Annotated in this window: 21 protein-coding genes, 1 tRNA gene and 1 other RNA gene; 7 read left to right on the top strand and 16 right to left on the bottom strand. The window is 68.1% G+C overall.

Annotation, left to right across the window (positions count from 1 at the left end):
* Positions 1-105 precede the first annotated feature (105 nt).
* The 13 genes from O2K97_RS05530 to sppA all read right to left on the bottom strand — a co-directional run bounded on the left by O2K97_RS05530 (position 106) and on the right by sppA (position 14,155).
* Complete coding sequence (locus O2K97_RS05530; protein ID WP_055805836.1) at positions 106-1,281, bottom strand: peptidoglycan glycosyltransferase FtsW; 1,176 nt, start codon at positions 1,279-1,281, stop codon at positions 106-108.
* Positions 1,278-2,663 (bottom strand): UDP-N-acetylmuramoyl-L-alanine--D-glutamate ligase, encoded by a 1,386-nt coding sequence (murD, locus tag O2K97_RS05525; protein ID WP_269220774.1) that lies wholly within the window; start codon positions 2,661-2,663, stop codon positions 1,278-1,280. Before murD ends, O2K97_RS05530 begins: the two co-directional genes overlap by 4 nt.
* 4 nt (positions 2,664-2,667) lie before the next feature.
* Positions 2,668-3,777: a phospho-N-acetylmuramoyl-pentapeptide-transferase gene (gene mraY / locus O2K97_RS05520; RefSeq protein WP_017504532.1), complete on the bottom strand. Its 1,110-nt coding sequence runs from the start codon at positions 3,775-3,777 to the stop codon at positions 2,668-2,670.
* 9 nt (positions 3,778-3,786) lie between these two features.
* Complete coding sequence (locus O2K97_RS05515; RefSeq protein WP_269220773.1) at positions 3,787-5,205, bottom strand: UDP-N-acetylmuramoyl-tripeptide--D-alanyl-D-alanine ligase; 1,419 nt, start codon at positions 5,203-5,205, stop codon at positions 3,787-3,789.
* Positions 5,198-6,658: a UDP-N-acetylmuramoyl-L-alanyl-D-glutamate--2,6-diaminopimelate ligase gene (locus O2K97_RS05510; RefSeq protein ID WP_269220772.1), complete on the bottom strand. Its 1,461-nt coding sequence runs from the start codon at positions 6,656-6,658 to the stop codon at positions 5,198-5,200. The genes O2K97_RS05515 and O2K97_RS05510 overlap by 8 nt, the downstream gene beginning before the upstream one ends.
* A complete protein-coding gene (locus tag O2K97_RS05505) occupies positions 6,655-8,439 on the bottom strand; it encodes a peptidoglycan D,D-transpeptidase FtsI family protein (RefSeq protein WP_269220771.1) in 1,785 nt (594 codons plus the stop codon). The genes O2K97_RS05510 and O2K97_RS05505 overlap by 4 nt, the downstream gene beginning before the upstream one ends.
* A complete protein-coding gene (gene ftsL, locus O2K97_RS05500; protein WP_269220770.1) occupies positions 8,436-8,888 on the bottom strand; it encodes a cell division protein FtsL in 453 nt (150 codons plus the stop codon). Before ftsL ends, O2K97_RS05505 begins: the two co-directional genes overlap by 4 nt.
* Positions 8,885-9,865 carry a 16S rRNA (cytosine(1402)-N(4))-methyltransferase RsmH gene (gene rsmH, locus O2K97_RS05495; RefSeq protein ID WP_269220769.1) on the bottom strand — a complete coding sequence of 327 codons (981 nt, stop codon included), beginning with the start codon at positions 9,863-9,865 and terminating at the stop codon, positions 8,885-8,887. Before rsmH ends, ftsL begins: the two co-directional genes overlap by 4 nt.
* On the bottom strand, positions 9,862-10,338 hold the full coding sequence (locus tag O2K97_RS05490; protein WP_017504538.1) for a division/cell wall cluster transcriptional repressor MraZ: 477 nt from the start codon (positions 10,336-10,338) through the stop codon (positions 9,862-9,864). The genes rsmH and O2K97_RS05490 overlap by 4 nt, the downstream gene beginning before the upstream one ends.
* Positions 10,339-10,751: 413 nt before the next feature.
* An RNA gene (rnpB, locus tag O2K97_RS05485) (RNase P RNA component class A) lies at positions 10,752-11,140 on the bottom strand.
* 32 nt (positions 11,141-11,172) lie between these two features.
* Complete coding sequence (locus O2K97_RS05480; protein ID WP_269220768.1) at positions 11,173-11,934, bottom strand: N-acetylmuramoyl-L-alanine amidase; 762 nt, start codon at positions 11,932-11,934, stop codon at positions 11,173-11,175.
* 13 nt (positions 11,935-11,947) lie between these two features.
* Complete coding sequence (locus tag O2K97_RS05475; protein WP_017504540.1) at positions 11,948-12,271, bottom strand: hypothetical protein; 324 nt, start codon at positions 12,269-12,271, stop codon at positions 11,948-11,950.
* Positions 12,272-12,376: 105 nt separating this feature from the next.
* Complete coding sequence (sppA, locus tag O2K97_RS05470; RefSeq protein ID WP_269220767.1) at positions 12,377-14,155, bottom strand: signal peptide peptidase SppA; 1,779 nt, start codon at positions 14,153-14,155, stop codon at positions 12,377-12,379.
* A gap of 222 nt (positions 14,156-14,377) precedes the next feature.
* Here sppA and panD point away from each other — a divergent pair, with 222 nt between their 5' ends.
* Positions 14,378-14,734, top strand: coding sequence for an aspartate 1-decarboxylase (gene panD, locus O2K97_RS05465; RefSeq protein ID WP_017504542.1), 357 nt, complete (start codon positions 14,378-14,380; stop codon positions 14,732-14,734).
* A gap of 74 nt (positions 14,735-14,808) precedes the next feature.
* On the opposite strand, the gene O2K97_RS05460 is transcribed toward panD, so the two are convergent.
* Positions 14,809-15,600, bottom strand: coding sequence for an SIMPL domain-containing protein (locus tag O2K97_RS05460; RefSeq protein WP_269220766.1), 792 nt, complete (start codon positions 15,598-15,600; stop codon positions 14,809-14,811).
* Between the two features lie 212 nt (positions 15,601-15,812).
* Here O2K97_RS05460 and O2K97_RS05455 point away from each other — a divergent pair.
* A tRNA-Ile gene (locus O2K97_RS05455) sits at positions 15,813-15,888 on the top strand.
* A 119-nt stretch (positions 15,889-16,007) separates the two neighbouring features.
* Complete coding sequence (locus tag O2K97_RS05450; RefSeq protein ID WP_269220765.1) at positions 16,008-16,619, top strand: hypothetical protein; 612 nt, start codon at positions 16,008-16,010, stop codon at positions 16,617-16,619.
* A gap of 64 nt (positions 16,620-16,683) precedes the next feature.
* Here the strand turns inward: O2K97_RS05450 and O2K97_RS05445 are convergent, their stop codons facing one another.
* Positions 16,684-19,986 (bottom strand): S8 family serine peptidase, encoded by a 3,303-nt coding sequence (locus tag O2K97_RS05445; RefSeq protein WP_269220764.1) that lies wholly within the window; start codon positions 19,984-19,986, stop codon positions 16,684-16,686.
* Between the two features lie 210 nt (positions 19,987-20,196).
* The gene (locus tag O2K97_RS05440) at positions 20,197-20,694 is read right to left on the bottom strand and encodes a hypothetical protein (protein ID WP_269220763.1); all 498 of its coding nucleotides are present in this window, start codon (positions 20,692-20,694) and stop codon (positions 20,197-20,199) included.
* Positions 20,695-20,837: 143 nt separating this feature from the next.
* Here O2K97_RS05440 and O2K97_RS05435 point away from each other — a divergent pair, with 143 nt between their 5' ends.
* The 4 genes from O2K97_RS05435 (at position 20,838) to O2K97_RS05420 (ending at position 25,157) form a co-directional block, all read left to right on the top strand.
* Positions 20,838-21,335, top strand: a complete 498-nt coding sequence (locus O2K97_RS05435) for a GAF domain-containing protein (RefSeq protein WP_269220762.1) — start codon at positions 20,838-20,840, stop codon at positions 21,333-21,335.
* A gap of 60 nt (positions 21,336-21,395) precedes the next feature.
* Positions 21,396-22,073: an SDR family NAD(P)-dependent oxidoreductase gene (locus O2K97_RS05430; protein WP_269220761.1), complete on the top strand. Its 678-nt coding sequence runs from the start codon at positions 21,396-21,398 to the stop codon at positions 22,071-22,073.
* Positions 22,073-22,903, top strand: a complete 831-nt coding sequence (locus O2K97_RS05425) for an HpcH/HpaI aldolase/citrate lyase family protein (protein ID WP_269220760.1) — start codon at positions 22,073-22,075, stop codon at positions 22,901-22,903. The genes O2K97_RS05430 and O2K97_RS05425 overlap by 1 nt, the downstream gene beginning before the upstream one ends.
* A gap of 199 nt (positions 22,904-23,102) precedes the next feature.
* Positions 23,103-25,157, top strand: a complete 2,055-nt coding sequence (locus O2K97_RS05420) for a capsular polysaccharide biosynthesis protein (protein WP_269220759.1) — start codon at positions 23,103-23,105, stop codon at positions 25,155-25,157.
* Positions 25,158-25,267 lie beyond the last annotated feature (110 nt).

The raw sequence follows: 25,267 nt of genomic DNA, 5'->3' as shown, positions 1-25,267 counted from the left end.
CGGTAAACGACGGAAATCGTCCGGATGTTTTCGTCAAAGAAGGCTGGCTAATCGCTCTTTCGTCCTCCGACGGGCGTAGCGAGATCGCGGGACGACGAAAGAGAACTACAGCAACCGCCGGCCCATGGTCAGGCTGGCGCCGGGTTCGTAGGCGCCGGGGCGGCGCCGCGTCAGGGCGAGCGCGAAGCCCATGGTCAGGCCCATGGCCAGCATGGAGGAACCGCCGTAGCTGATGAAGGGCAGGGTCATGCCTTTGGTCGGGATCAGGTTCAGGTTCACCGCGACGTTGATGCAGGCCTGAAGCCCGATCAGCATGAACAGGCCCGCCGCCGCCGTCTGCTCGAACGGGTCGGTCAGCTTCATGGCCCGGCGCATGCCCCGGATGACGATGAAGGCGTAGAGGCTGATCATGATCAGGCTGAGGATCAGGCCGAACTCCTCGGCGCCGACCGAATAGATGAAGTCGGTGTGCAGGTCGGGCACGCGGCGCTTCATCACGCCCTCGCCGATGCCCCGGCCCAGCAGGCCGCCGGCGCGGATGGCCTCGGACGCGCTGTCGATCTGGTGGGTGTCGGTGGTTTCGGGCGAGAAGAAGCGGCTGAGGCGGTCGCGCATATGGCCGAAGACGAAATACAGCGACACCAGCCCCGCCATGCCCAAGCTGGCCAGAACCGCCATCCATTTGAACGGCACGCCCGCCATGAAGAAGACGGCCATGAAGGTGGTGGTGATCAGAAGCGTCTGGCCGATGTCGGGCTGGATCAGCAGCAGCGAGACTGTCAGGGCATAGAAGCCGAAGGCGATGGTGACGCCGGGCACCCCCTGCCCCTTTTGCGCCTCGGCGAACATCCATGCGGCGAAGACGATGAGGCCGGGCTTGGCGAACTCGGACGGTTGCAGGCTGAAGGGGCCGAAGTTCACCCAGCGGGCGGCCCCCTTCACCGTATCGCCGATGAACGGCAAGGCCATCATCACGACGATGGCGCCGAACAGGGCCAGGACCGCAATCCGCCGCACGCCGCGCGGCGACATCAGCGAGGTCGTCAGCATGATGCTGAGCCCCACGCCCGAGAAGACCATCATCCGCCAGGAGTAGTGGAAGGGGTCCGTGATCGATTCATCGGCCAGGATAGCGGCGGGGCTGGAGGCGAAGCTGAGCGCCACGCCCAGGGCCATCAGCGCGAGCGCCGCGCCCAGCAGGCCGCGATCCACGGTCCAAAACCACTGGGCCACATGGCTCTGGTCGTTACGGGAGAAGGCGGGGGTGTAGGGAGCGCTCATGACGCGGTTTCCGGGACGGCGCCGAGGGCCAGGACGGCGGCGCGGAAGGCCTCGCCGCGCGCCTCGAAGTCCTTGAACTGATCGAAGCTGGCGCAGGCGGGGGACAGAAGGACGATCTGGTCGCCGCCGGCAGAGGCCGCATCGGCGGCGGCGGCGGCCACGGCTGCGTCGAGGGTGCGGGCGATGACGTGGGGCATGTCAGCAAGTGTTTCGGCGAAGGCCGGGGCCGCGTCGCCGATCAGATAGGCCTTGGCGATGCGGGGGAAGAGGTCGGCGAGGTCCGCGATTCCGCCGGCCTTGGGCACGCCGCCGGCGATCCAGAAGACGGACGGATAGGAGGCCAGGGCCTGACGCGCGGCGTCGGCGTTCGTGGCCTTGGAATCGTTGATGAAGCGCACGGAGCCGAGGCGGCCGACCGCCTCCATACGGTGGGCCAGGCCGGGGAAGGACAGCAGGCCGGCGACGGCCGCGTCGTGGTCGATGCCAAGCGCGCGGGCGGTCGCATAGGCGAAGGCGGCGTTCTGGGCGTTGTGACGGCCGGGGAGTGAGCGCGCGGTCGTGAGATCGGCGACCAGTTCGCCATCCTTCGAAACCGCGCCCGGCTGCGCGACATATCCTTCTGCTCTCTGTGAGGGGTGGGTCGAGATGACGGTGGCGCGATCTGACAGGTCACGCGCAATCCCCTGCCCCCAGCTGTCGTCCACGCCCACCAGGGCCACGTCATCCTGTCCCTGATTGGCGAAGATGCGCGCCTTGGCCGCGACATAGCCGTCCATGCCGCCGTGGCGGTCCAGGTGGTCGGGGCTGATGTTGGTGAGGATGGCGACATCGGGGGCGAAGGTGGTGGTCAGGTCGAGCTGATAGCTGGAGACCTCGATCACATAGACGGCGTCGGGCGTCGGTTCGGGCAGGGCCAGCACGCCGACGCCGATATTGCCGCCGACGTGAACCGTCAGGCCCGCCGACATCAGCACCCAGCCGATCAGGGCGGTGGTGGTGGACTTGCCGTTGGTGCCGGTGATGGCGACGACGCGCGGCCGCTGATCCTTCGGCCGGGCGGCCAGGGCGCGGGCGAACAGTTCGATGTCGCCGAGGACGGGCACGCCGGCCGCGCGGGCCAGGTCCACGCTCCAGTGCGGCCTGGGATGGGTCAGGGGCGCGCCGGGCGACAGGACCAGGGCGGCGAAGTCGGACCAGTCGGCGGCGGCCAGGTCCTCGACCGTGAAGCCCTCGGCTTTCGCCTGCGTCCGGCCCGCCTCGCCGTCGTCCCACAGGATCGGGATCGCGTCCCCGGCCTGAAGGGCGCGCGCGGCCGTGATCCCCGACCGTCCCAGGCCGAAGACCGCGACCCGCCTGCCTTCAAAGCCGGGAACGGGGATCATCGGATCAACGCAGCTTCAGCGTGGACAGGCCCAGCAGGGCGAGGGCGCCGGCGATGATCCAGAAGCGGATGACGACGGTGGATTCCGGCCAGCCCATCTTTTCGAAATGGTGGTGGACCGGCGCCATCAGGAAGATGCGCTTCTTGGTCAGCTTGTAATAGCCGACCTGGATCATGACCGAGGCGGCCTCCATGACGAACAGGCCGCCGACGATGCCCAGAACCAGTTCGTGCTTGGTGGTGACGGCGATGGCGCCCAGGGCGCCGCCCAGAGCCAACGAACCGGTGTCGCCCATGAAGATCTTGGCCGGCGGGGCGTTGTACCAGAGGAAGCCCGCGCCGCCGCCGATCATGGCCGCGCAGAAGATGGCCAGTTCGCCCGCGCCAGGGACGTGGTGGACCTGAAGATATTGGGCGAAGACGAAATTGCCGGCGAGGTAGCTGATCACGCCGAACGCGCCCGCCGCCATCATCACCGGCACGGTCGCCAGCCCGTCCAGACCGTCGGTCAGGTTCACCGCATTGGAGAAGCCGACGATGGTGAAGGCCGCGAACGCCACATAGAACCAGCCGATGTTCAGCAGCACGGCCTTGAAGAAGGGGAAGGCGATCGAGGTCTCGAGCCCCGGCGAGGTCGGCGAGACGGTCATCCACAGCACGGTCAGGACGCCGGCGACGACGGCGACGACAGTCTGGGCCAGGAGCTTCTGTTTCGACGTCAGGCCGGCCGAGGTCTGTTTGGTCACCTTGGCGTAGTCGTCGATGAAGCCCAGCACGCCGAAGGCCGCCGTCACGAAGCTGACGATCCAGATGTAGGGGTTGGTCAGGTCGCCCCAGAGCAGCACCGCCACGCCGATGCCGGCCAGGATCATCAGACCGCCCATGGTCGGGGTGCCGACCTTGGACAGGTGGGACACCGGACCGTCGTCGCGGATCGGCTGGCCCCGGCCCTGTTTGGCGCGAATCCAGTTGATGAAGCGGCTGCCCATGGCGACGGCGACGATCATGGCGGTGGCCATGGCGAGCGCCACGCGCACCGTCTGGTACTGAACCAGGTTCAGCAGCGGATACTGGTGCGCCACGTCGGCGTAGTAGAGATAGAGCAGGTAAAACATTCGGCTTCCCTATCGCGTCGTGGGCGTCGTGTCGCGGCCTTGAAGGTCGGCAAGCGCCTTGGCCACCAGCGAGGCCTTGGAGCCGTTCGAGCCCTTGACCATGACGATGTCGCCGGGCGCGACCAGCAGGGCCGCCTCGGCCGCCAGTTCCGCCGCCGTCGCGCGCCAGACGCCGCGTCGCGAGACCGGAAGCGCGTCGTAGAGCCAGCGCATCTCGGGGCCGGCGACATGGACCAGGTCGAGGCCGGCGGCGTCGATGGGGCCGGCGAGGCCTTCATGCAGGTCGCGGCTCTGCTCGCCCAGCTCCAGCATGTCGGTCAGCACCACCACGCGACGGCCCGAGGTCGAGCGCGCGCCCAGGGTCTTGAACCCGGCGGCCATGGACAGCGGATTGGCGTTGTAGCTTTCGTCGATCAGGGTGAAGGCGCCGTGCGGCGTCGTGATCGTGCGCGTCTGGCCGCGTCCGGCCAGAGGCTGGAATCCGGCGAGGGCCTCCAGGCCCGTCTCCAGCGTCACGTCCAGGGCGTCGAGCATCAAGAGGACGCACAGGCTGTTCAGGCCCCAGTGGGCGCCGGACTGGGCCAGGCGATAATCAATGCGTCGCCCGAACAGTTCGGCCGCGACCGCCGCGCCCTCGGCGTCCGGCCGGAAGTCCAGCAGGCGAGCGTCATGGCCGGCGTCGGATCCGAACGTCAGCAGGCGCGCGCCGACCGCCTTGGCCGCGTCGCACAGGACAGACGAGAAGGCGACGTCGCCGTTCGCCACCGCCGCACCGCCGGGCACCAGACCCTGGAAGATGGTCGCCTTTTCACGCGCGACGCCCGCCTCGCCGTCCGCGAAGGCCTCGATATGGACCGGACCGACTGTAGTGACACAGGCCGCGTGGGGAGCGACGAAGCGCGACAGGGGCGCGATCTCGCCGGGCGCATTCATGCCGATCTCGAAGACGGCGCGCTGGGTCTCGACCGGCATCCGGGCCAGCGTCAGGGGCACGCCGATGTGGTTGTTGTAGCTCTTGATCGAGCCGTGAGCAGGACCGGCAAGGTCGAGGCCCGCCTTGATCGCCTGGGTGACGCTGGTCTTGCCGACGCTGCCGGTGACGGCGCCGCGCTTCACATGGGGCGCGCGCTCGCGGGCGGCGACGCCCAGGGCTTCGAGGCCGCGCAAGGTGTCAGGTACGACGACGCACGGGCCGCCCTCGACCGGATGTTCGACCAGGGCGGCCGCAGCGCCCGATGCGAAGGCGCCGCCGGCGAACTGATGCCCGTCGCGTTCGCCCTTGAGCGCCAGAAACAGATCGCCGGGGACGATCTCGCGGCTGTTGTAGGTCAGGCCCGTGATCGGGCGATCGTCGCCGTGCAGCACGCCGCCCGTGGCGGCGGCGACTTCGGCGGCCGACCAGAGCGGGCGGGCGGAGTGTTCAGGCATAGAGAGACAGGGCCTCGGACGCGACAGTGGCGTCGTCGAAGGGGTGGGTCACGCCCGCGACGATCTGACCCTGTTCATGCCCTTTTCCGGCGATGACCACCACATCCCCGTCGCGCATCATTTCGACGGCGGCTTCGATGGCGGCGCGGCGGTCGCCGATCTCGATCCCGTCCGGGCAGCCGGCGCGGACCTGGGCGCGGATGGCGGCGGCGTCTTCGGATCGCGGATTGTCGTCAGTGACGATGGCGATGTCGGCCAGACGCCCGGCGATCTCGCCCATCAGGGGGCGCTTGCCGCGATCGCGGTCGCCGCCAGCGCCGAAGACGACGATCAGTCTGCCGGTGGCGTGGGGACGGAGCGCGTTCAGAACCGTCTCGAGCCCGTCGGGCGTGTGGGCGTAGTCGACATAGACCTCGCCCCGGCTTTCCTGACCGCCGTCGATGCGTTGCAGGCGGCCCTGCGCCCCGGTCAGGCCTTCCAGCGCGCCGATAACGGCGTCGGCGGGATCGCCGGCGGCTATGCACAGACCGGCCGCCACCAGGGCGTTGGACGCCTGAAACGCGCCGGCCAGGGGCAGCAGGATTTCGCGGATGTCGCCGCGCACGTCGATGGTCAGACGCTGGCCCTCAGGCGTCGCGCGACGGCCGATCAGTGTCAGGTCACGACCGCGCTCGCCCACGCCCATGACGCCCAGACCCGCCATGATGGAGGCTGAGGCGAAGACCGAATAGGCATCAGAATCGGCGTTCAGCACGGCGGTGCGGCCGCGCGGCAGCAGGGTCTCGAACAGGCGCATCTTGGCGGAGCGGTAGTCCGCCATGGTGCCGTGATAGTCGAGGTGATCCTGGGTCAGGTTGGTGAAGGCGGCGGCCTTCAAGGCGACCCCGTCCAGGCGGCGCTGATCGATGCCGTGGGACGAGGCCTCCAGCGCGACGTGGGTCACGTCCTTGGCGGCCAGTTCGGCCATCAGGCGCGCGGCCTCGGCGGCGTCGGGACTGGTCAGGCCGGGGCCGGTCAGGGCGTAGGTCTTGACGCCCTTCTGGCCGATGACGCCCAGCGTGCCCATGCTGGCGGACTTATGGCCGATCCCGGCCCAGATTTGGCGGCAGAAGGTGGCGACAGAGGTCTTGCCGTTGGTGCCGGTTACGGCGACGCAGGTCTTGGGCTGGGCGCCGTAGAAGCCGCGCGCGGCGATGGCGTAGGCCCGGCGCACGTCGCCCGAGGTGACCAGAACGGGCGCCACGCCATCCGGCGTGTCGGTCGGCGCCAGAACCGCAGCGGCCCCTTGCGCAAGCGCTTGCGGGATGAAGGCGCGGCCGTCGGCGGCCGTGCCCGGCAGGGCGACGAACAGGGCGCCGGGCGAGACCTTGCGGCTGTCGGCGGTGACGCCGGTGATGACGGGGTCCGAGGACACGTCGCGGCGCAGCAGGTCGGACAGGCGAAGCGCGCTCAAAGCCCGTCCCCCGCCACGTCCTGATACTGCGGAATCTTCTCGCCCGAGGCCGTGCGCCAGCGGTCGTCGCGGCGTTCGACGCCCAGGAAGCCGGCGATGCGGTCGGCGATATTGTGCACGGCCGGCGCAGCGACATAGGCGCCGGTCTTGGGATAGGTCCCCGGCTCGTCCATCACGATCAGGATGGCGTAGCGTTTGCCGTTCAGCGGGCCATCGACGGGGAAGACCGCCGCGAAGGAGCCCAGGGCGTGGCTGGGATCATAGCGGCCGCCGACCAGCTTGTTGGCCGAGCCGGTCTTGCCGCCGACCCGCAGGCCCGGCGCATCGGCGAAGCCGCCCGAACCCTTGACGACGTTGCGACGCAGCAGGTCGAGAATGGCGCGCGAGGTCTCTTCGGTGACGACCTGTTGCGGCTGGACGTTGCGGGCGCCGCCCTTGCGCAGCGACAGCGGGATCATCCGACCGCCGTTGGTCAGGGCGCCCATGGCCTGAACCATCTGGGCCGGGGTGATCATGATGCCATAGCCGAAGGACAGCGACGCCAGGGTCGAGTTGTCCCAGCGACGCGGCACGACCGGCTTGGCCGATTCCTTCAGCTCGATCTTGGCGGCGTCCAGCAGGCCCAGGCGGCGGAAATAGTCGCGCATGGTGTTGGGGCCCATCTGCACCGCCAGCTGCGACGTGCCGATGTTGGAGGAGTGCAGATAGACCTCTTCCAGCGTCATCACCCGGTTCTGGGCGTGGAAATCCTTGATCTTGCGATCGCCGATCTGGAAGGCCTGGGAGGCGTCGAACAGGGTGTTCATGTCGGCCCGGCCGGTGTCGAGGCCGGCGGCGACGGTGAAAGTCTTGAACACCGAGCCCATTTCGTAGTGGCCCGAGACGGCGCGGTTCAGCGTGGCGCCGTCGGGCGCAGCGCCGCGGTCGGCCGAGTTGAAGGTCGGCCAGGACGCCATGCCCAGCACCTCGCCGGTCTGTACGTCGGTGACGATGCCGACGGCGCCCTTGGCCTGGTTCTTGATCGCGGCGGCGGCGAGTTCGTTTTCCAGCACGCCCTGGACGCGCAGGTCGATGGACAGGGGGAAGGCCTCGCCGCGCTGACCCGCCGCGCGGATCTCGTCGTTGAAGGCCAACTCGGCGCCCGAGACGCCCTGCCCGCCCGTGTCGGCGTCGCCGATCAGATGGACGGCCGAGGTCCCGAGCGGATAGGCGCGACGATCCTCAGGCTCGAAGGTGACGCCGCCCAGCGCCAGGTCGTGCACGGCGGCCTTTTCCTGAGGCGTCAGGCCGGTCAGGGCGATCAGACGACGGTCGCCGCCCAGCACCTTCTTCAGACGCTCGGCCGAGATGCGCGGCAGGGCGCGGCGGATTTGGCGATAGGCCAGGTCGCGGTCCCAGATCTCGGCCGGGTCGATGTAGAGGCCGTAGTGGACGATGTTGGTGGCCAGCAGCTCGCCATTGCGGTCCGTCAGGTCGCCGCGCACCAAGGCGTTCGGATTGACGCCGCGCCCCAGGCCGTTGGCCGGGGCGAACAGGGCCTTATACGACGCGCCGATGGCCAGGCCGCCGAAGACGCAGGAAAAGACGATCAGGATCAGGAAGATGCGGACGCGCGTGTCCTCTTCCGGGCGGGCGTCGGCGCGGGCGCGCTCGAAGCCGTGCTCCAGCCGCCAGACCAGTTCGGTCAGCCAGCGCCAGAAGGGAGACAGACGGCCTTGCAGTCGTTCCTGGAAATCGGCGCCCGGCGCGGCGCGGTGATAGCGATGATCCTGAACGCTCATTGCGCCGGCTCCGGCGAGGGCGTTGGGACGGGCGCGTCGTCGGCGACGGCGGCGGCGGGCGCCGGCGCGGCTGCGGGAGCAGATGCGGCGGGTTGAGCGGGGACGGGTTTCAGGGCGGTCAGCTGACCTTCCTTGGCCTGACGGGCGACGGCGACGGGAGCCATGCCGATCTGGCGAGACAGGCTTTCCAGACGCGCGGGCTGCTCCAGCCGGGCGACCTCGGCGCGCAGCAGGCGGACGCGCTGTCCGTTCTCGCGGATGTCCTGTTCGATCTGGGCGATGCGGCTGCTTTCGCGCGCCGCGGCGGCCTTGGCCGCATAGACCGACACGATCATGATCGCGACCAGGGCCACACCGATGATCTCGACCCAGCGCACGCCACGCACCTTCCAGTCGAACAGGCGCTGAAGGGCGGTGCGGGAATAGGTGAAGAAGGGCGCCGTGGTCATGCCGCCGCTCTCCCATCGATCCGACCCCAAGCCGGCGCGTCCGTGCGCACGGCCGCGCGCAGCTTGGCCGAGCGGGCGCGGGGATTGGTGGAACGCTCTTCGTCGCCCGCCTCGCGCGCGCCTTTGAACTGCAGCGTGAAGCTGGGCTTGCGCGGATCGACGGCCATCGGCGCATGACGCGAACCGGCGGGGCTGTTGCCCGTGCGCTCGGTCAGGAAGGCCTTGACGATGCGGTCTTCCAGCGAATGGAAGGTGACGACGGCGAGACGTCCACCGGGGGCGAGCGTCGCCTCGGCCGCCTCCAGACCGCGCTCCAGCTCGCCCAGTTCGTCATTGACCGCGATGCGCAGGGCCTGGAAGACGCGAGTCGCCGGATGGATGGGCGCGCCACGACGGCCGCCCAGAGCCTTTTCGACCACCTCGGCCAGATCCAGGGTGCGGGTGAACGACTGTGCGGCGCGGCGACGCAGGATGGCGGTGGCGACGCGGCCCGACTGGCGCTCCTCGCCATACAGTTTGAAGATGTGAGCCAGGGGACCGTGGTCCCAGGTATTGACGATGTCGGCGGCGGTCGCGCCTTCATCCGACATGCGCATGTCCAGCGGACCGTCGCGCATGAAGGAGAAGCCGCGCTCAGCTTGGTCCAGCTGCATCGACGAGACGCCGATGTCGAAGACCGCGCCGTCCAGCTTCGCCTTGCCGCTGTCGGCGAACGCCTGAGCCAGACCCGAGAAGGGGGTGCGGATGAGCTGGAACTGGCCGGGAAAGTCGCTGGCGACGGCGTCGGCGTGCGGCTGGACCGTCGGGTCGCGATCCAGGGCGACAACCTGGGCGCCCGTTTTCAGGATGGCGCGGGTATAGCCGCCGGCGCCGAAGGTGGCGTCGATCACGACGTCGCCGGGCGCAGGCGCCAGGGCCTCGATCACATCGGTCAGCAGGACGGGGGCGTGGGGAGAATTGGGGGGAGCGTCAGTCACGATCCACCTCCCGCCAGCTTCATCTGGGCCGCCAGCTTCAGGGCGCCGATCTGGGCCATGCCGGCCTTGGCCAGGGCGCGCTGTTCGGCGCGGCGCGCCGCCCACTTCTCGCGCGACCAGATCTGGAAACGGTCGTTCAGGCCGACGATGACGACGGTGTCGCCCAGACCCGCCTCGGCGCACAGCGCCTCAGGCAAGGTGATCCGACCGCCGGAATCGTAGGCCAGACGCACCTGCTCGCCCATCACCTGCCACTCCAGCGCCGAACGCTCCTCGGAGCCGAACGGCAGGGCTTCGATCATTTCGGCATAGACGGCGAACAGGCGGTCGCCGCCCGCTTCCAGACAGTCGGCCTCGATCGAGGGGAAGATGAAGACGCCGCCGGCGGCGCCGTTTTCGGTCGTGCGGAAATCGTTGGGAATGAGGAGACGGCGCTTGCCGTCCAGCTGCTTCTCATAGGTCGAGAGAAACACGCCCTGTCCAATCGAGCCCTTCGGCCCGTCCCTAGATGCCCTGACGAACGCCCGCCGCGCCCGCCTCTCAGCCCCAAATCATGAAGTTGGGATAGCATGGGATGAAATGGGCCTCAATGGGATCGAAGCCAAGATTTAACCATGTTTTGACGTGTGACGACTTAAGCACGCTCGAACAGCTGGAACATACACGGAACAAACAAAGTATTCACAGGCTGTGAGGCGTTCTAACCTTCCATTGCCAGACAATAGGTTAACGCCCGCAAAAGCGCGGGACCGCCGCCAGAACACTGAAATGCGGGGATAATCCCAACGCGGACCAAAACATCACGCGAGCCATCACCGGCTGGGCGGGTGGGAAGCCCGCTAACGGGCCTCAAGTAGGCCGAAGGCCGATAGGCCAAGTAAAAAAGTCTGCCAGACGGCCTGTAAGCCGGGTTTTGTTCCGCTCCGAAGCCGAGGCCCGGATCGGCGACGATCATTCCTCTGGACCGACCATTGCTGATCGGTTCTCGCGACCTACCCGGACATCTGAGGCGGTGAGCCCCGCGAGCAAGCCCGCGCGATGTCCCTATTTGGTCTTGCTCCAGGCGGGGCTTGCCATGCCGTCCCTGTTGCCAGGTCCGCGGTGGGCTCTTACCCCACCCTTTCACCCTTACCGGCCTCGCAAGGCCGGAGGTTTGCTTTCTGTGGCGCTATCCCTCGGGTCACCCCGGGCGGAAGTTATCCGCCGCCTTTTCACCGTGGAGCCCGGACTTTCCTCGACGGACGCAAAGTCCGCCGCGACCGCCCAGCCGTCTGGCGCGCGCTAGATGCGCGTTAGCGGCGCGAACGTCAATTCAATACGCCCGTGACACTCTCGGCGCTGGCCAGTTGGAGCAGGCCGACCAGGCGGGCGCGGGTTTCGCCGTCAGCGACGCCGTCGACGCGGGCCGGGCGCCAATGACGCTGGAAGGCGCGGACGGCGGTTTCGACGGCGGCGTCGTAGTCGCCACTGGCCTTCAGGCCGTAGCCCAGCCGATGCAGGCCGGCGCTGAGCACCATCGGGCCGATGCCCTGATCGCCCTTTTGCAACAGGCCGCCCAAGGCCTGAACCCGTTCGGCCGCCGGTTCGAACCACAGGCCGTGCCCGGCCTCGGCCAGACGTTTCCAGGGGAAGAGCTCGCCCGGATCTTCCTTGCGATCCGGCGCCAGGTCGGAATGGGCGATGATGCGGTTGTCGGCGATGGTCCAGCGGCTGCGAATATCGGAGATCAGGGCGATGACGGCCGTGATCTGGTCTTCGGGGAAGGCGCGGTAGCCGAACTCATGGCCGGGATTGACGATCTCGATGCCGATGGAAGCGGCGTTGCAGTCGTCCTCGCCCTGCCAGACGCCGCGGCCGGCGTGCCAGGCGCGACGCTCCTCGGGCACCAGTTGAAAGACGCGGCCGTCTTCCTCGACCAGATAGTGGGCCGAAACCTTGGCCTCCGGGTCGCGCAGGCGGGCCAGAGCGGCCCCGCCGGTCTGCATGCCGGTGTAGTGCAACACCAGCATGTCCGGCGGCGCACGGCGCGCGTCGAAGTTGGGCGAAGGCGCGTCGATGTAGGACGTCATGGGCGGCGTCGGCTCAGCGGCCGTTGCGCTCCCAGCCATAGGCGACCCAGGCGCCGTCCACCTTGTGCGCCTCGATCAGGTCGGGATCGCTGTTGCGGCGACGCGGCGCGATATTGCGGCGGGTGCGCATGACCAGACCGACCAGAAAGACCAGAACGCCGGCGAACAGGGCGATGACCGCCACGGCCGCAGCGGTGAAGACAGCGAGGACGGCGCCGACCGCCATGGCGCAGACGGCGGCGATCATACCGGCGACCCACATGACCGACGCCACCAGGCCGTTGGGACGGCGGCGGGCGGCATGGCCGATGGCGGCGAGACGTTCAGGCTGGAACATGGATCATCCTTTCAGGCGATCCGGGGAACGCCTGACACGCAATGTCGGTCCATCGGGGCCTGCGGTCAATGGACCGCGACGCACGGTCGCGTGCGCCGTGCTCCGTCAAAAGATCGGCTGATCGGCCAGAACCACCGCGCCCTGGCTGCGCATGCGGTCGCTGTCGATCCGGCGCATCACGGCCTGGGCCTGGGGATCGGCCATGACCCCGCCCAGCATGACCAGGGCCTTGGCGGCCTCGGTCTGGACGCCGAACATTTCCGACAGGGCCTCGAACGGCGACTGCTGCTTGGGGAAATGCTTGAAGCGGACGGGCTCATTGTCGGGAATTTTGGCGAGTTGGCGGGCCTTGTTCACCGCCTCGGTCACGCCGCCCAGCTGGTCGACGAGACCCAGCGGCAGGGCCTGGGCGCCGGTCCAGACGCGCCCCTTGGCGATTTCGCGCACCCGGTCCGGCGACAGGTTGCGGCCCGTCGCCACACGGGTGATGAAGTCGTCGTAGATCCGGTCCATCGAACCGGCGAAGGCCGCGCGCTGCTGGGGGGTGAACGCCTGCGTCGGCGAGAAGGCGTCGGCGTAGTCCCCGCCCACCGTCAACTCACGCATGTCGACGCCGAACCGTCCCAGCGCATCGGCCAGCACGAACTTGCCGCCGAACACGCCGATCGAGCCGGTCAGGGTCGTGGGCTGGGCCACGATCCAGTCGGCCTCGGAACTGATCCAGTAACCGCCCGAGGCCGCATAGGCGCCCATGGACACCACCACCGGCTTGCCCGCGGCCCGCGCCGCGCGCACGGCGGCCAGGATCTGCTCGGACGCTTCGGGCGAACCGCCCGGCGATGAGACGCGGAAGACGATCGCCTTGACGCTCTTGTCCTCGATCGCGTCGTAGATGGCCTCGGCCGTGTCGTCGGAATGGATGGACGAGCCGCCGCCGAAGCTGGCGCCGCCGCCGCGCCCGGTGACGATGGCCCCCTCCCCGCCCACGATGGCGATGGCGTTCTTGCCCGAACCCGTGCGTTCGCCCTTCTGGCTGGCGTATTTGCCGAACTCGACGATCTCGGCGCCCTTGCCGGCGCGGGTCTTGATGGCGATTTCGGCCTCTTCGACCTGGCCCACCTTGTCGATCAGCCGGTTGCTGAGCGCCTGTTCCGCCGAATAGGGACCGGCTTCGATCACCGTCTTCAGCGCCGGGGCCGTCGTCTTGCGGTCCTTGGCCGCGTTGGCCAGGGCGGTGTCGTAGATCGACGTCATCCAGGCCGTCATCGCCTCGCGGTGCGGGCCGGTGTAGTCGCTCTGGGTGTATTCGTTGACGGCGTTCTTGTACTCATAGCGCTGTTCGAACTCGGGTTTGACGCCGTATTTCTGGAAGGCACGGCCCAGGAACAGGCTGTCGGCCGAGAAGCCCGTGGCCTGGAAGCCGGCGGTGTTCTGCATCCACAGCTCCGACGCAGAGGCCCCGACCATATAGGTGGACATCACCGCGCCTACGGGTGCGAAGCCCTGGCTGTGGGCGATGACCGGCTTGCCTGTGTTGCGGAAGCGGTGGATGGCCTGGCGCAGCTCGTCGGCGGTGGCGGGCGTCATGCCGCTTTCCGGCAGGCGGATCAGCAGAGCCTTGACGCTGCTGTCGCCCTGGGCCTGATGCAGGCCATCGACCACGTCCGTCAGGGCCAGGCCCGAACCGCCGAAGGCCGCGAACGGATTGGACGACGGCTGGTCGCTGACGCCGCCGCGCAAGTCCAGCTCCAGCACGGTGGTCGCCGGCGTCGTCGGCTTGGACGACGAGGCGACGGCGACCGTCAGCAGCACCACGGGAATGACGACGACGAACAGGATCAGCCCGGTGAAGACACCAAGGACCGTCAGGAAGAATTGCTTCATCGGAGGGAAAACGCGCGCTCGCAGGCCGGAAATGGCGTCGCCAGCATAGGGGGACGCAGGCCGTCGTCAAATGACGTGCGTGCAATCCGTCGGTTGACGTCGCGTTCGCAGCCGCACCCGATTGCTGCGGCGCAGCGTGCGGATTGATGCCGGGGCCGGAAATCCCTATATGAGCCGCCTGTGAGCGAGGGCCTGCGCCCCGCGTTTTTCGGAGACCGCACGATGCTGGTCACCCTGATGAAGTCCAAGCTGCACCGCGCCACGGTGACCCAGGCCGATCTCGATTACGAGGGATCGATCGCCATCGACATGGACCTGCTGGACGCCGCCGGCATCTATCCGCACGAACAGGTCGATGTGCTCAACATCACCAATGGCGCGCGCTTCACCACCTATGCGATCGAGGCGCCGCGCGGCTCCAAGGTCATCGGCGTCAACGGCGCCGCCGCCCGCCTTGTGCAGAAGAACGACAAGGTGATCGTGGTCACCTACGGCCAGCTGCCTCAGGAAGAAGCCCGCCAGTGGAACCCGAACGTTGTCCTGCTGGACGACGCCAACGCGATCAAGAACGCCGGCTGAGGCGTCTTTCGGCTCTAGAAATGCAAAAAGGCCCGCCGACGACGGCGGGCCTTTTCTTCATCCGGTCGATGCGATCAGCGGGCGATGTCGTAGACGCCCGTGATGTCGATCCTCACCGTCAGTTCGCCGGCGGAAACCGGGGTGCTCTCGGCCCGGTCCATCGACACGGCGCGGGCGGCGAACATCGGCATCGGCGGCTGGGGCGCATAGCCGCCGCCCTCGGTCAGGTTGCGAATGCCCGACAGCTGGACGTTCAGCGATTGGGCGTACAGCTGGGCCTTGGCCTGCAGGTTGCGCACGGCCTGCTGGCGCGCCTGGTTTTCGGCGGCGGTCGGATCCTTCAGGCCGAAGCTGATGCCGTCGATCTGGTTGACGCCGGCGGCGACCACGGCGTCGGCCGTCGTGCCGACCTGGCTCAGGTCGTTGATGACCACCGTCACGCGGTTGACCGCCTGATAGCCGCGCAGCTTGGGTGGTTCATTCTGGACGTAGTCGTACTGCGCCGACAGGTTCAGACCCGAGGTCTGGATGTCGCGCTCGGCGATGCCCGCGCGGCGCAGGGCGGCGACGACGCGCGTCATTTGCGCAGCATTATCGCTCATGGCGGCCTGGGCGGTCGGCGCCTCGGTCTGGACGCCGAAGGTGATGGTGGCCATATCCGGCGCGGCCTTGACCTCGCCGTATGCCGACAAGTTCAGCGACGGCGCGGGCTGCATCATGTGCATGGCTCCCATGGGTTCGGCTGTTTGGGCCATGGCGCGGGGCGTGGCGGCGGCCAGGAAGGCGGCGGCGGCGACGGCGCCGCCGAAAGCGACGGTCTTCAGCGAAACGGTCTTCAAGGGGGCGGCGGCCAGGGTGCGGGTCATGCAGTCTTCTCCGTAAGCGATCCGGGACCGGCGCGTTCGCCGATCCGTTGCAACGACCTTGGCCGTTCTCGCCTGAACCAACGCCCGTGCGCCGTGGCAGTTTCCGTTCATCTTCGTGAAATCGCCGAAACATCGCCTTCTTGCCCGCCCCCGCTTGGCAAGCCGCGCCCGCGCCTGCTAGGCGAAACTCCTACCGCCGAGGCGCGCCTTGGGGGCCTGTAGCTCAATGGTTAGAGCCGACCGCTCATAACGGTCTGGTTGGGGGTTCGAGTCCCTCCGGGCCTACCAAACCCATATCGTGCGCGTCTTGACAGATCGGTCGGTCGTGACCGTGATGGCCTATGGCGATCTTTCGACGGTCTGTGGCGCTTGTGACGATGATTGCGCTGAGCCATGCGTCAGGCGCTGTGACTCAGTCCGCGCGGGCCGATCGGCACAGCATCGATCAGGCCTATGCGATCGTGGATTTTCAGACGTCGCGCAGCGGTCGTGACATCGCGCAAGCCCTGCAGCGCCATCTCGATCGCCTGCCGATGCAAGTGAGCTATCGTCAGCTGAGCGTGGCCGATGCGCCGCGGTCGCCCGGCCGCTTCACCCTGGTCGATCCGACAGCGCAAAGTGCGTTTGGTCTGCAAGGGCCGGCGACCCGCGCGCCGGCCGGGTGGCTGAGCGCGCCCCGAACGGTGGTGTGCAAGGGCGCGAGTTGGCGCGCCGAGGCGGTTCAGCGTGTGCAGGCGCGGATCGAGCAGCACTACACACTGTGCCTGTTTCCCTATCGCGATGGGCGGCGTCGGGGGCATCAATTGAATGTCTACGCCTCGACCCTGCTGGAGGGCGATCCTGCGATACCCGTTCGACGCTCCAATGAAGCGGAGAGCCCGGCCGCCTTCATCCGCAGCGCGGTGGAGGCGGTCGAGCGGGTGACGGGTCGCAGCGGAGTCTGGATCGAAAACCGCACGTCCGAGCGAGATCGACCGTTCACCCAGGACAACGACGCCCTGTCCGCCCAGACGAACTAGGCCCCAAAGCAACAACGGCCCCGATCGTCGATCGGGGCCGCCGCGGTCTTACATTGCCGTCAGATCAGAACTTGACGCTGAACCGGCCATAGATGCGGTTGTCGCGATACTCGTCCTTGTAGAGGCCGGTATAGCCAAGCTCGATCGCGGTGCGTTCGGTCGCCTGGATGTTGAAGCCCAGGCCGCCCGAGATCACGTCGTCGCCAGGATTGGCTCCGTCGATCAGGAAGCGCGGACCGTCGGCGAAGGCGGCGTCGAAGACCGGGCCGTCGCCGTTCAGGTCGTGGGTGTAGGCCAGGTGGGTCACCGCCGACAGACGAGGACGCCCCTCGCCGCCCGCCAGCACGGTGCGGGTGCGGAAGCCGGCGGTCAGCAGATCGGCCTTCTGCTTCACATTGCCCGACAGAGCGGCGTCGCCGCCCGTCTCAACGACATCGGCGTCGTATTCGACGTGGCTGTAGGCGGCGTAGGGCTCGAACATCGTGCCGCCAACGGCGCGGCTCCACGCCACCTCGCCATAGGCCTGCCAGACGTCGCCGTCGTAGTCGCCGACCAGGGCGTTGGTGAAGGCGTTCAGCTGGGCCGTACGATCCGTGCGGACATCGGCGCTGGCCCAGGATCCGCCGACGCGGATCTGGAAGTCACCGACGCCGGCGCCGCCATAGACGCCGATCTGTTCACTGGTGACCCGGCCGGTCGAGCGCAGACGCGGCGAGCGCAGTTCCGAGCGAGTTTCGCCCAGCGCCACGCCGACATGGACGTCGTTCGCGAGCGCCTTTTCGGCCCCGACCAGATAGCCGGAGGCTTCGTTGCGGAAGCCCGCGAGGCCGTCATGCGCCGAGCCCCGGCCGTTGCCGAAGACGCCGCTGCCCCAAACCGACACGCCGTTGCCGACGTAGGTGGCCGCGCCGCCCTGACTGCGTCCGCGCTCGGACATGGCGTCGCGGATGACGCGAGAGTCCGAAACGGCCAGGCCGCCCAGAGTGGCGTGGACCTCGCCCGTCAGGCCGCTGAGCGCGCCCTGAACCGCCGGCACGCTGGCGTCCAGCAGGGCGTTTTCCAGCGACAGATCGCGGTTGGTCCCGGTCGCGGTGTTGTTGATCATGACGTCCAGCGCGCCGCCGACCGACTGTTGATTGTCCGTCCGACCCAGCGAAGCCACGGTCACGTCGTTGCGCCGCACCGTCAGGACCACGCCGTTGGTCGAATAGGTCAGCACCGGAGCCAGGAAGGCCAGATCGCTCTGGGCGCCGCTGAACGTGCCCGTCACCGCGCCGGTCGAGTTGATGATGTTCATCTGCGTCCGCAGATTCCATTCACCGTTGTCGGCTTTCAGGATGACCTGGCCGCCGTCGATCTTGGTCGTGCCGCCCACGTTCAGGCGAGAATAGGCCGCGCCGTTTACGTTGGAGCGAATCCACAGGAAGGAGCCGGGCTTGAAGTTGAGGTTGCCGGCGACCGTCAGGGTTCCGAACGGATTGACGCCGTCGCCAGGCGACACCACGCCGCCGCTTTCCGCCGTCAGGTTCGCCAGCGTGCCCGTGCCGCCGATCATGCCGACGCCGCCGACGGTGGCGCTGGAACGCAGCAGGCTGCCGTTGACGGTCAGCAGGCCGCCCTCGACCCGGGTCGGGCCGCTGTAGTCGTTGGCGCCCGTCAGGATCAGCTGACCGCCGCCCTTCTTGACCAGACCGCCGATGTCATTGCCGAAGTTGGCCTTGACCTCGGCCGAATAGCGGTCGCGCGCATCGCCGATGTTGTTACTCCAGATATCGACCGTGCCCACGGCGACGGTGACGTCGCGGGTGTCGCGCAGCGCCGTCGGTCCGCGCAGGGCCACGTCCATCTGCGGCGCGCCCCAGCCCGAGCGCAGATCGACGCCCGGCGTGTCCAGATCCTTGGAGCTGGACACCAGAATATCCGAGATCAGCGCCGTCGAATATTCGGGGAAGTTCTCCATCAGCAGGGCCGCGAAGCCCGAGATGTTCGGCGCCGCCATCGACGTGCCGGTGTAGGCCGCATAACCCGCGCCGGTGTATTTGATGTACTGGTTCAGGACGCGTTGAAGCTCGTCGTTGGCATATTGCAGCACGGCGCTGGAGAAGGCCGGCGTCAGGATCGCCATGTTTCCGGTCGAAACCAGCAGCCCGGCCAGACGCGAAGTGAAGCCGTCCGGATCGCCAAGGCGCGCCCCCGAAACCAGGGTGATGGCCGCCGCCTGGCGCGCGACCTCACGACGCCACGCATCTTCGTTGTAGGTGGGGCCGCCGGTCTGACGGGCGTTCAGATAGGCGTTCAGAACGCCTAGGAACTGATTGACCGACGCCGTCTCCAGGGCCGAAACCGTAGTCGCCGAATATAGGCCGGCATAGTTGGCGCGCGGATAAAGCGCCAGGATGCCCGCCCGGTCCATCGTATAGGCCGGCACCGACGAGATCACCCTCGAGCCCGGTCCGGCGACGCACCAGGTCGCCGTCTGGCCGCAGAAGCTGGTCGAGGGATCGGCGGCGGTGAAGCTGGAATAGTTGGCGACCGACAGCCAGTTGGAGCGCAGGCGCGGGTCGTTCAGCGGCGCGGCCGCATCGATGCTGGCATGGACGCCATAGCCATTGCCGGCCGAGAAGACGACCAGGACGTCCTTGTCCAAAACCGGCTTGTAGAAATCGCCGTAGTTGCGGTTGAACGACGCCAGCACCGTGGGCAGCGAGGCGTTGAACGGCAGCGAAGTGCCGCTGCCCCAGCTGTTGTTGATGATGCGCACCTGGCCCGTATTGGCCAGGTCGACGATGTTCTGGTTCTGGGTGGCGACGATCTTGCCGTCGATGATCGCGTCCTTGTACCAAAGGAAGTCGCCAGCCGAGAAGTTGGCGGTGGCGGCGTAGAGCTTGGCGTTGAAGGCGTTGCCGAACATCGGCTGTCCCGCCACGCGGTCGCCGGCGATGGTGCCGGACACGTGGGTGCCGTGACCTTCCCAGCGGCGGCGCGGGTTGATCAGGCCATCATTGCCGTAGCCGGCGACCGCCTCGGTGCGCAGGCCCGTCACCTTGCCGGCCGATCCGAACAGCGGGTGATCGACATAGACGCCGGCGTCATTGACCCCGACCGTTTGACCGCGTCCGCTCAGCCCCATGGCGTAGGCGTGTTCCAGCCCCAGAAAGCCTTTGGAATAGTCGACGGCGAACTGGCTGTCCGCACGCCAGGAGGCGATGGCCGTTTGATAGTTCGTCGTGCGCGTTCCGTTGGCCATGTAGAAACCGCCGGTCGGCGCCGTGGGAGCCGGAGCGGTCTGCGCCACAGCCGTCGTGCCCACCATGATCGCGACGCCAGCCGCTGCGGCCAGAAGCCCGCCCTTGAAACTGAAACCCAAAACAAACCCCCTGCGGCCTGTGGCCGACAACTCGTCTTCTGCGCCCCCGTGACGCAACTCAGACGTACAAATCGTAGGTGTTTTGCGTTGTCGTCAACCACATTTTAGCCTTGAGACGTTTCGTCCCAGTGGTTTTGTTTGGGATAGATCATGCGCTTGCGCTCAAGCTTTAGGCACGGATTGGATCCTGCCCGGCCCTATTGAACACGGTTATCCCACGCAGATGCGCGCGCGGTCGTTGATCCAGCAGCCGTCGCTGAGGCGCACGGTCCCTAAGCGATCGCCGGCCTTGTCGTCGTCGGGGTCGGCGTTCCAGGTGGCGTCGGCCGAGCCGTCGGCCATCAGGGCGACGACGGCGAATTGCGAGTTCTTGGGCTTGCCCTCGGACCAGGCGTTCATGGTGTAGCCCCCGTCGCCGAAAGGATAGACGAGGCACGATTCGTTGAGCAGAACCTTGCCGTCGACCGAGAGATAACAGGGCTTGCGCGACGCCGCCGGCGTCGCGGGTTCTGACGACGAGGTAGCGGAGCTTGCGCCGGTCTTCGCCGGTTCCGGAGGCGGTGCTGTCGGCTCCGGCGCGGAAGGCGCGGGGGTCTGCGTCGCGTCAGCTAGCCCAGGCGCGCCGGCGTCCTGACCGCAAGCGGCCGCGGCGGCCGACAGCATCAGGGCGGCGATCAGGCTGAGCGATCGTGAAGGAGTTGATGTCACGCGAGCCTCCGTCGTTGTCTCCCAGCGCCAACACGGGGGCGCATGGAAGCGTTCCCGGCCAGGTGTCGGCGATTGACGGCGCCCCTCCCCTTCGGCCAGCCGCTCGCCTATATCGCCAGCCTGTCCCGCTCCGGAGTTTTCCCATGGCCTATGTCGCCCGCAACGATCGTCCCGCCGACAAGGCGGCGCGCTATCTGGAGGTCGAGGCCGAAGTCCTGGCCGTGCTGGACGGCGAGCCGAATGTGACGGCGCGAATGGCGACGGTGGCATCAATGCTGGCCGATGCGTTCGAGCACTATTTCTGGACCGGGTTCTATGTCGTGGCGACGGACAAGGCGGACGAACTGGTGGTCGGGCCCTATCAAGGGACGCTGGGGTGCCTGCGCATCGCGTTCGGGCGCGGAGTGTGCGGCGCGGCGGCGGCGACGGGTCAAACGCAGTTGGTCGAGGACGTGCACGCCTTCCCTGGCCACATCGCCTGCGACAGCCGTTCGGCCAGCGAGATCGTGGTGCCCGTGCGCGACGCATCCGGCACGCTGATCGCGGTGTTCGACGTGGATGCGACGACGCCGGCCGCCTTCGATACGGACGATCAAGATGCCCTTGAGCGGTTGATGGCGAAGGTGTTCGCCGACGCTTGATCAGGACCGGTTGATCCGGCCGCAGCGGGCTCTATGGTCCCCGGCGACACGGAGGATCGGATGATGCAGCGCACAGTCGCAATCACGGGCGGACACGGCGTCCTGGGCCGGGCGGTGCTGGAGGCGGCGCTGAAAGGCGGCTGGCAGGTCGCGGTGATCGACCATGCCTCGGGCCACGCCGTGCCCGACGGCGTGCTTGAGATCGGCGGGGTCGATCTGACGGACGCCGGCCAGGCGCAGAAGGCCGTAGACGCCGTGATCGCGCGGTTCGGACGCCTGGACGCCCTGCTGAACATCGCCGGCGGCTTTGTCTGGCAGACGACCGACGATGCGGAACCGGCGTGGGACCGGATGCACGCGCTGAACGTCACCACCGCCGTGAACGCCAGCCGCGCGGCGCTGGATGCGCTGAAGGCCTCGCCCGAGGGTCGGATCGTCAATGTCGGGTCGGCCGCCGCGCTGAAGGCCGGGGCCGGCATGGGGGCCTATGGGGCGGCCAAGGCCGGGGTCCACGCCCTAACCCAGTCTCTGGCCGAGGAGTTGAAGACGACAAAGGTGACGGTCAACGCCGTCCTGCCGTCGATCATCGACACGCCGACGAACCGTCAGGACATGCCCGACGCCGACCCGGCGACCTGGGTCGCGCCGGCCGATCTGGCGGCGGTGATCCTATTCCTGGCCTCGCCCGAGAGCCGGGCCATGACCGGCGCCCTGGTGCCCGTGACAGGCCGCGTCTGATGCGCAGCGACCGGGTCCGCAGCGTCCTTTATCTGCCCGCCTCCAATGCGCGGGCGATCGAGAAGGCGCGGACGCTGGATTGCGATGTCGCCGTGCTGGATCTGGAAGATGCCGTGGCGCCCGAGGCCAAGTCTGACGCGCGTGACGCCGCCGTCGCGGCGGTTCGGGCTGGCGGGTTTGGGCCGCGCCTGGGCGTGCGGATCAATGGGCTGGACACCGACTGGGGGCTGGACGACCTGGCGGCGATGAAGGCGGCGGGGGCCACGCTGGTCGTCGCGCCCAAGGTGGAGACGCCCGAGGCCGTTCACGCCCTGTCCGCCGGCCTGGCCAAGGGTTGCGCCCTGTGGGCCATGATCGAGACGCCGCGCGCGCTGATGGCCCTGGCCGACATCGCGACGGCGGACGGGGCGCTGGACGGGCTGATGCTGGGGGTCAACGACCTGGCCAAGGCGCTGGGGACCGGAGCGTCGCCGGATCGCGAACCGTTCAAGCCGTGGCTCGCGATGCTGGTCGCCGCTGCGCGGGCCAATGGCTTGCTGGCCATCGACGGCGTGTTCAACCGGATCGGGGATGCCGAAGGCCTGGCGGCCGAGGCTTTGCAAGGGCGACTGTTTGGGTTCGACGGCAAGAGCCTGATCCACCCGTCGCAGATCGCGGCCGCCAACGCCGCCTTCTCGCCGTCCGAAGCGGAGATCGCCGATGCGCAAGCGATCGTCGCCGCCTTCGACGCGCCGGACGCCGAGGGGCGGGGCGCGATCCGAGTGAACGGGGCGATGGTCGAACGGCTGCATCTGGAGCAGGCGAAGGCCTTGCTGGCGCGGGCGGACTAGCCTGTATCCTCCCCACTTGTGGGGAGGGGGACCGCGAAGCGGTGGAGGGGCTCTGGAAGTCCTACAGACGCCTGTGATGATTTGAAGAGCCCCTCCGTCTCTCGCTGCGCTTCGAGCCACCTCCCCATGAAATGGGGAGGAGACTGGCGGGTGTGACGCAACCGCCGTAAAGCTCGCGTCGAACCACAGCGGACCCGCCTTGCCCCTACCCTCTGACACGCCTTTGAAAATCCCGGCCTGGGTCTGTGCGCCCGGTGTGCTGAAGGTCCCGTTCCTCGACGTGTTTCTGGCCGACTACGACCTGCGTCGCCTGCCAGGCGAGGACGTGCAGGCGGTGCTGGGCTGGGGGATGAAGCCGACAGCGGCGGCGGGGCGAAGGTGGGCCGAGAAGAACGGGCGGCCCTATGTGGCGCTGGAGGATGGGTTTTTGCGTTCGGTCGGCATCGGCGAGACGGGCGCGACGAGCCTCAGCCTGATCGTCGATGACCTGGGCGTCTATTATGATGCGACGCGGGCCAGCCGGCTGGAGCAACTGATCCAGACGGCGGACGACTGGTGCGACGCGGCCATGAGCGCGCGGGCGCGCGGGCTGATCGACCGGATCGTGGCTTCGGGCGTGTCCAAGACCAATATGGGCGGGCCGCTGGATCCGCGCCTGCTGAAGCCCGGTCTGCGCGTGCTGATCGTGGACCAGACGTTTGGCGACGCCTCCATCGCCTGTGGCCTCGCGACGGCCCAGAGCTTTGACGATATGATCGCCGCCGCCCGGCGCGACGAGCCGGACGCGCAATTGATCGTCAAACGCCATCCGGCGGTGGCGGCGGGCCGGAAGCGCGGCTGCGTAACGGACCTGACGGGCGTCACCCTGGTGGACGCCGATGTGCGGCCAGCCGACCTGCTGGCGGCGGTGGATGCGGTCTATTGCGTCACCTCGGCCCTGGGGTTCGAGGCCCTGTTGCGCGGCCTGCCGGTGCGGTGTTTCGGTGCGCCCTTCTATTCCGGCTGGGGCCTGACGACCGATGCGATCCAGACGGGGCGGCGCGGCGTCGCCCGCTCGATCGAACAAGTCGCCGCCGCCGCCCTGATCGCCTACAGCCGCTATGTCGATCCGGTCACGGGCGACAGGTGCGAGGCCGAACAGGCGCTGGAGCGATTGATCGCCCTGCGCGACCGGGCCGAGCGACTGGCGGGCTCTTGGTCGGCGGTCGGGTTCGCGCCCGCCAAGCGGCCGCCGGTGCGCCGCCTGCTGAACTCGCCCAAGGCGTCGATGCGCTATTTCATGTCGCCCTCGCGCGCCGCCGCCCACGCCAAGGCGACCGATGGGCGCCTGATCTGGTGGGCGGGCAAGGAGAGCGAGGCGACGCGCCAGGCGGCGGCTGCATTTTACGGCCCGACCGTGCGGATGGAAGACGGCTTTATCCGTTCGCGGGGTCTGGGTTCCGATTTCGTCGGCGCCCTGTCGGTCGCCCTAGACGATCAGGGCGTCTATTACGATCCGTCGCGGCCTTCGCGGCTGGAAACCCTGATCGAAACCTCGGACCTGTCGCCGGTGCAGTTGGCGCGGGCCGCCGCCCTGCGGACGCGCGTGGTCGATGCCGGCCTGTCGAAATACAATCTGAGGGGTCAGGCGCCGACGGACTGGCCTGTTGATCGCGACATCCTGCTGGTCGTTGGTCAGGTCGAGAACGACAAGTCGATCCTGCTGGGCTGTGCGCCGGATCTGAACACCAACTCGGCCCTGGTGGAGGCGGCGCGGCGCGATCATCCGGACGCCTTTCTGGTCTATCGCAATCACCCCGACGTGCTGGCGGGCAACCGGCCCGGGCGACTGGACGCCGGGGCCATGGCCTCGGTCGATGCGGTGGGCGACGGGCTGGATATCGTCGACTGTCTGAACGCCTGTCGGCGGGTGGCGACCCTGACCTCCCTGACCGGTTTCGAGGCCCTGATGCGGGGCAAGGCGGTGTCGGTCTATGGCCGGCCCTTCTATGCCGGATGGGGGCTGACCGACGACCGGCTGACGTTCGAGCGCCGCAGCCGCCGCGCCGGCGTCGATCACCTGGTCCACGCCGCCCTGATCGCCTACCCCGTCTATGTCACGCCCGAGGGCTGGCCCTGCGAGGCCGAGGATCTTGTGGATCGGCTGATCGCCGCGCGCGACGAGCCGACGCCCAAGGCGCCGCGCGGCCAGGTGCAGCGCTGGGCCGCCGGCATCATCGCCAGTCTCGACCGCAAGCCGCCGCCGTCCTATTGACGCGTTCTGATAGGAAACGGACTGTCCTCAAGCAGCAAGGTCCCGCGGGCCGAGCGATAGGAACACACTCCTCAAGCAGCGAGACGCCGCGCGTCGAGCGATAGGAACAA

It is taken from the genome of Brevundimonas vesicularis (genome assembly GCF_027105095.1).
GTDB classification, from domain to species: domain Bacteria; phylum Pseudomonadota; class Alphaproteobacteria; order Caulobacterales; family Caulobacteraceae; genus Brevundimonas; species Brevundimonas vesicularis_E.
Note: the sequence above shows the minus strand (reverse complement) of the source record. Positions and strands in the feature narration are given on the sequence as shown.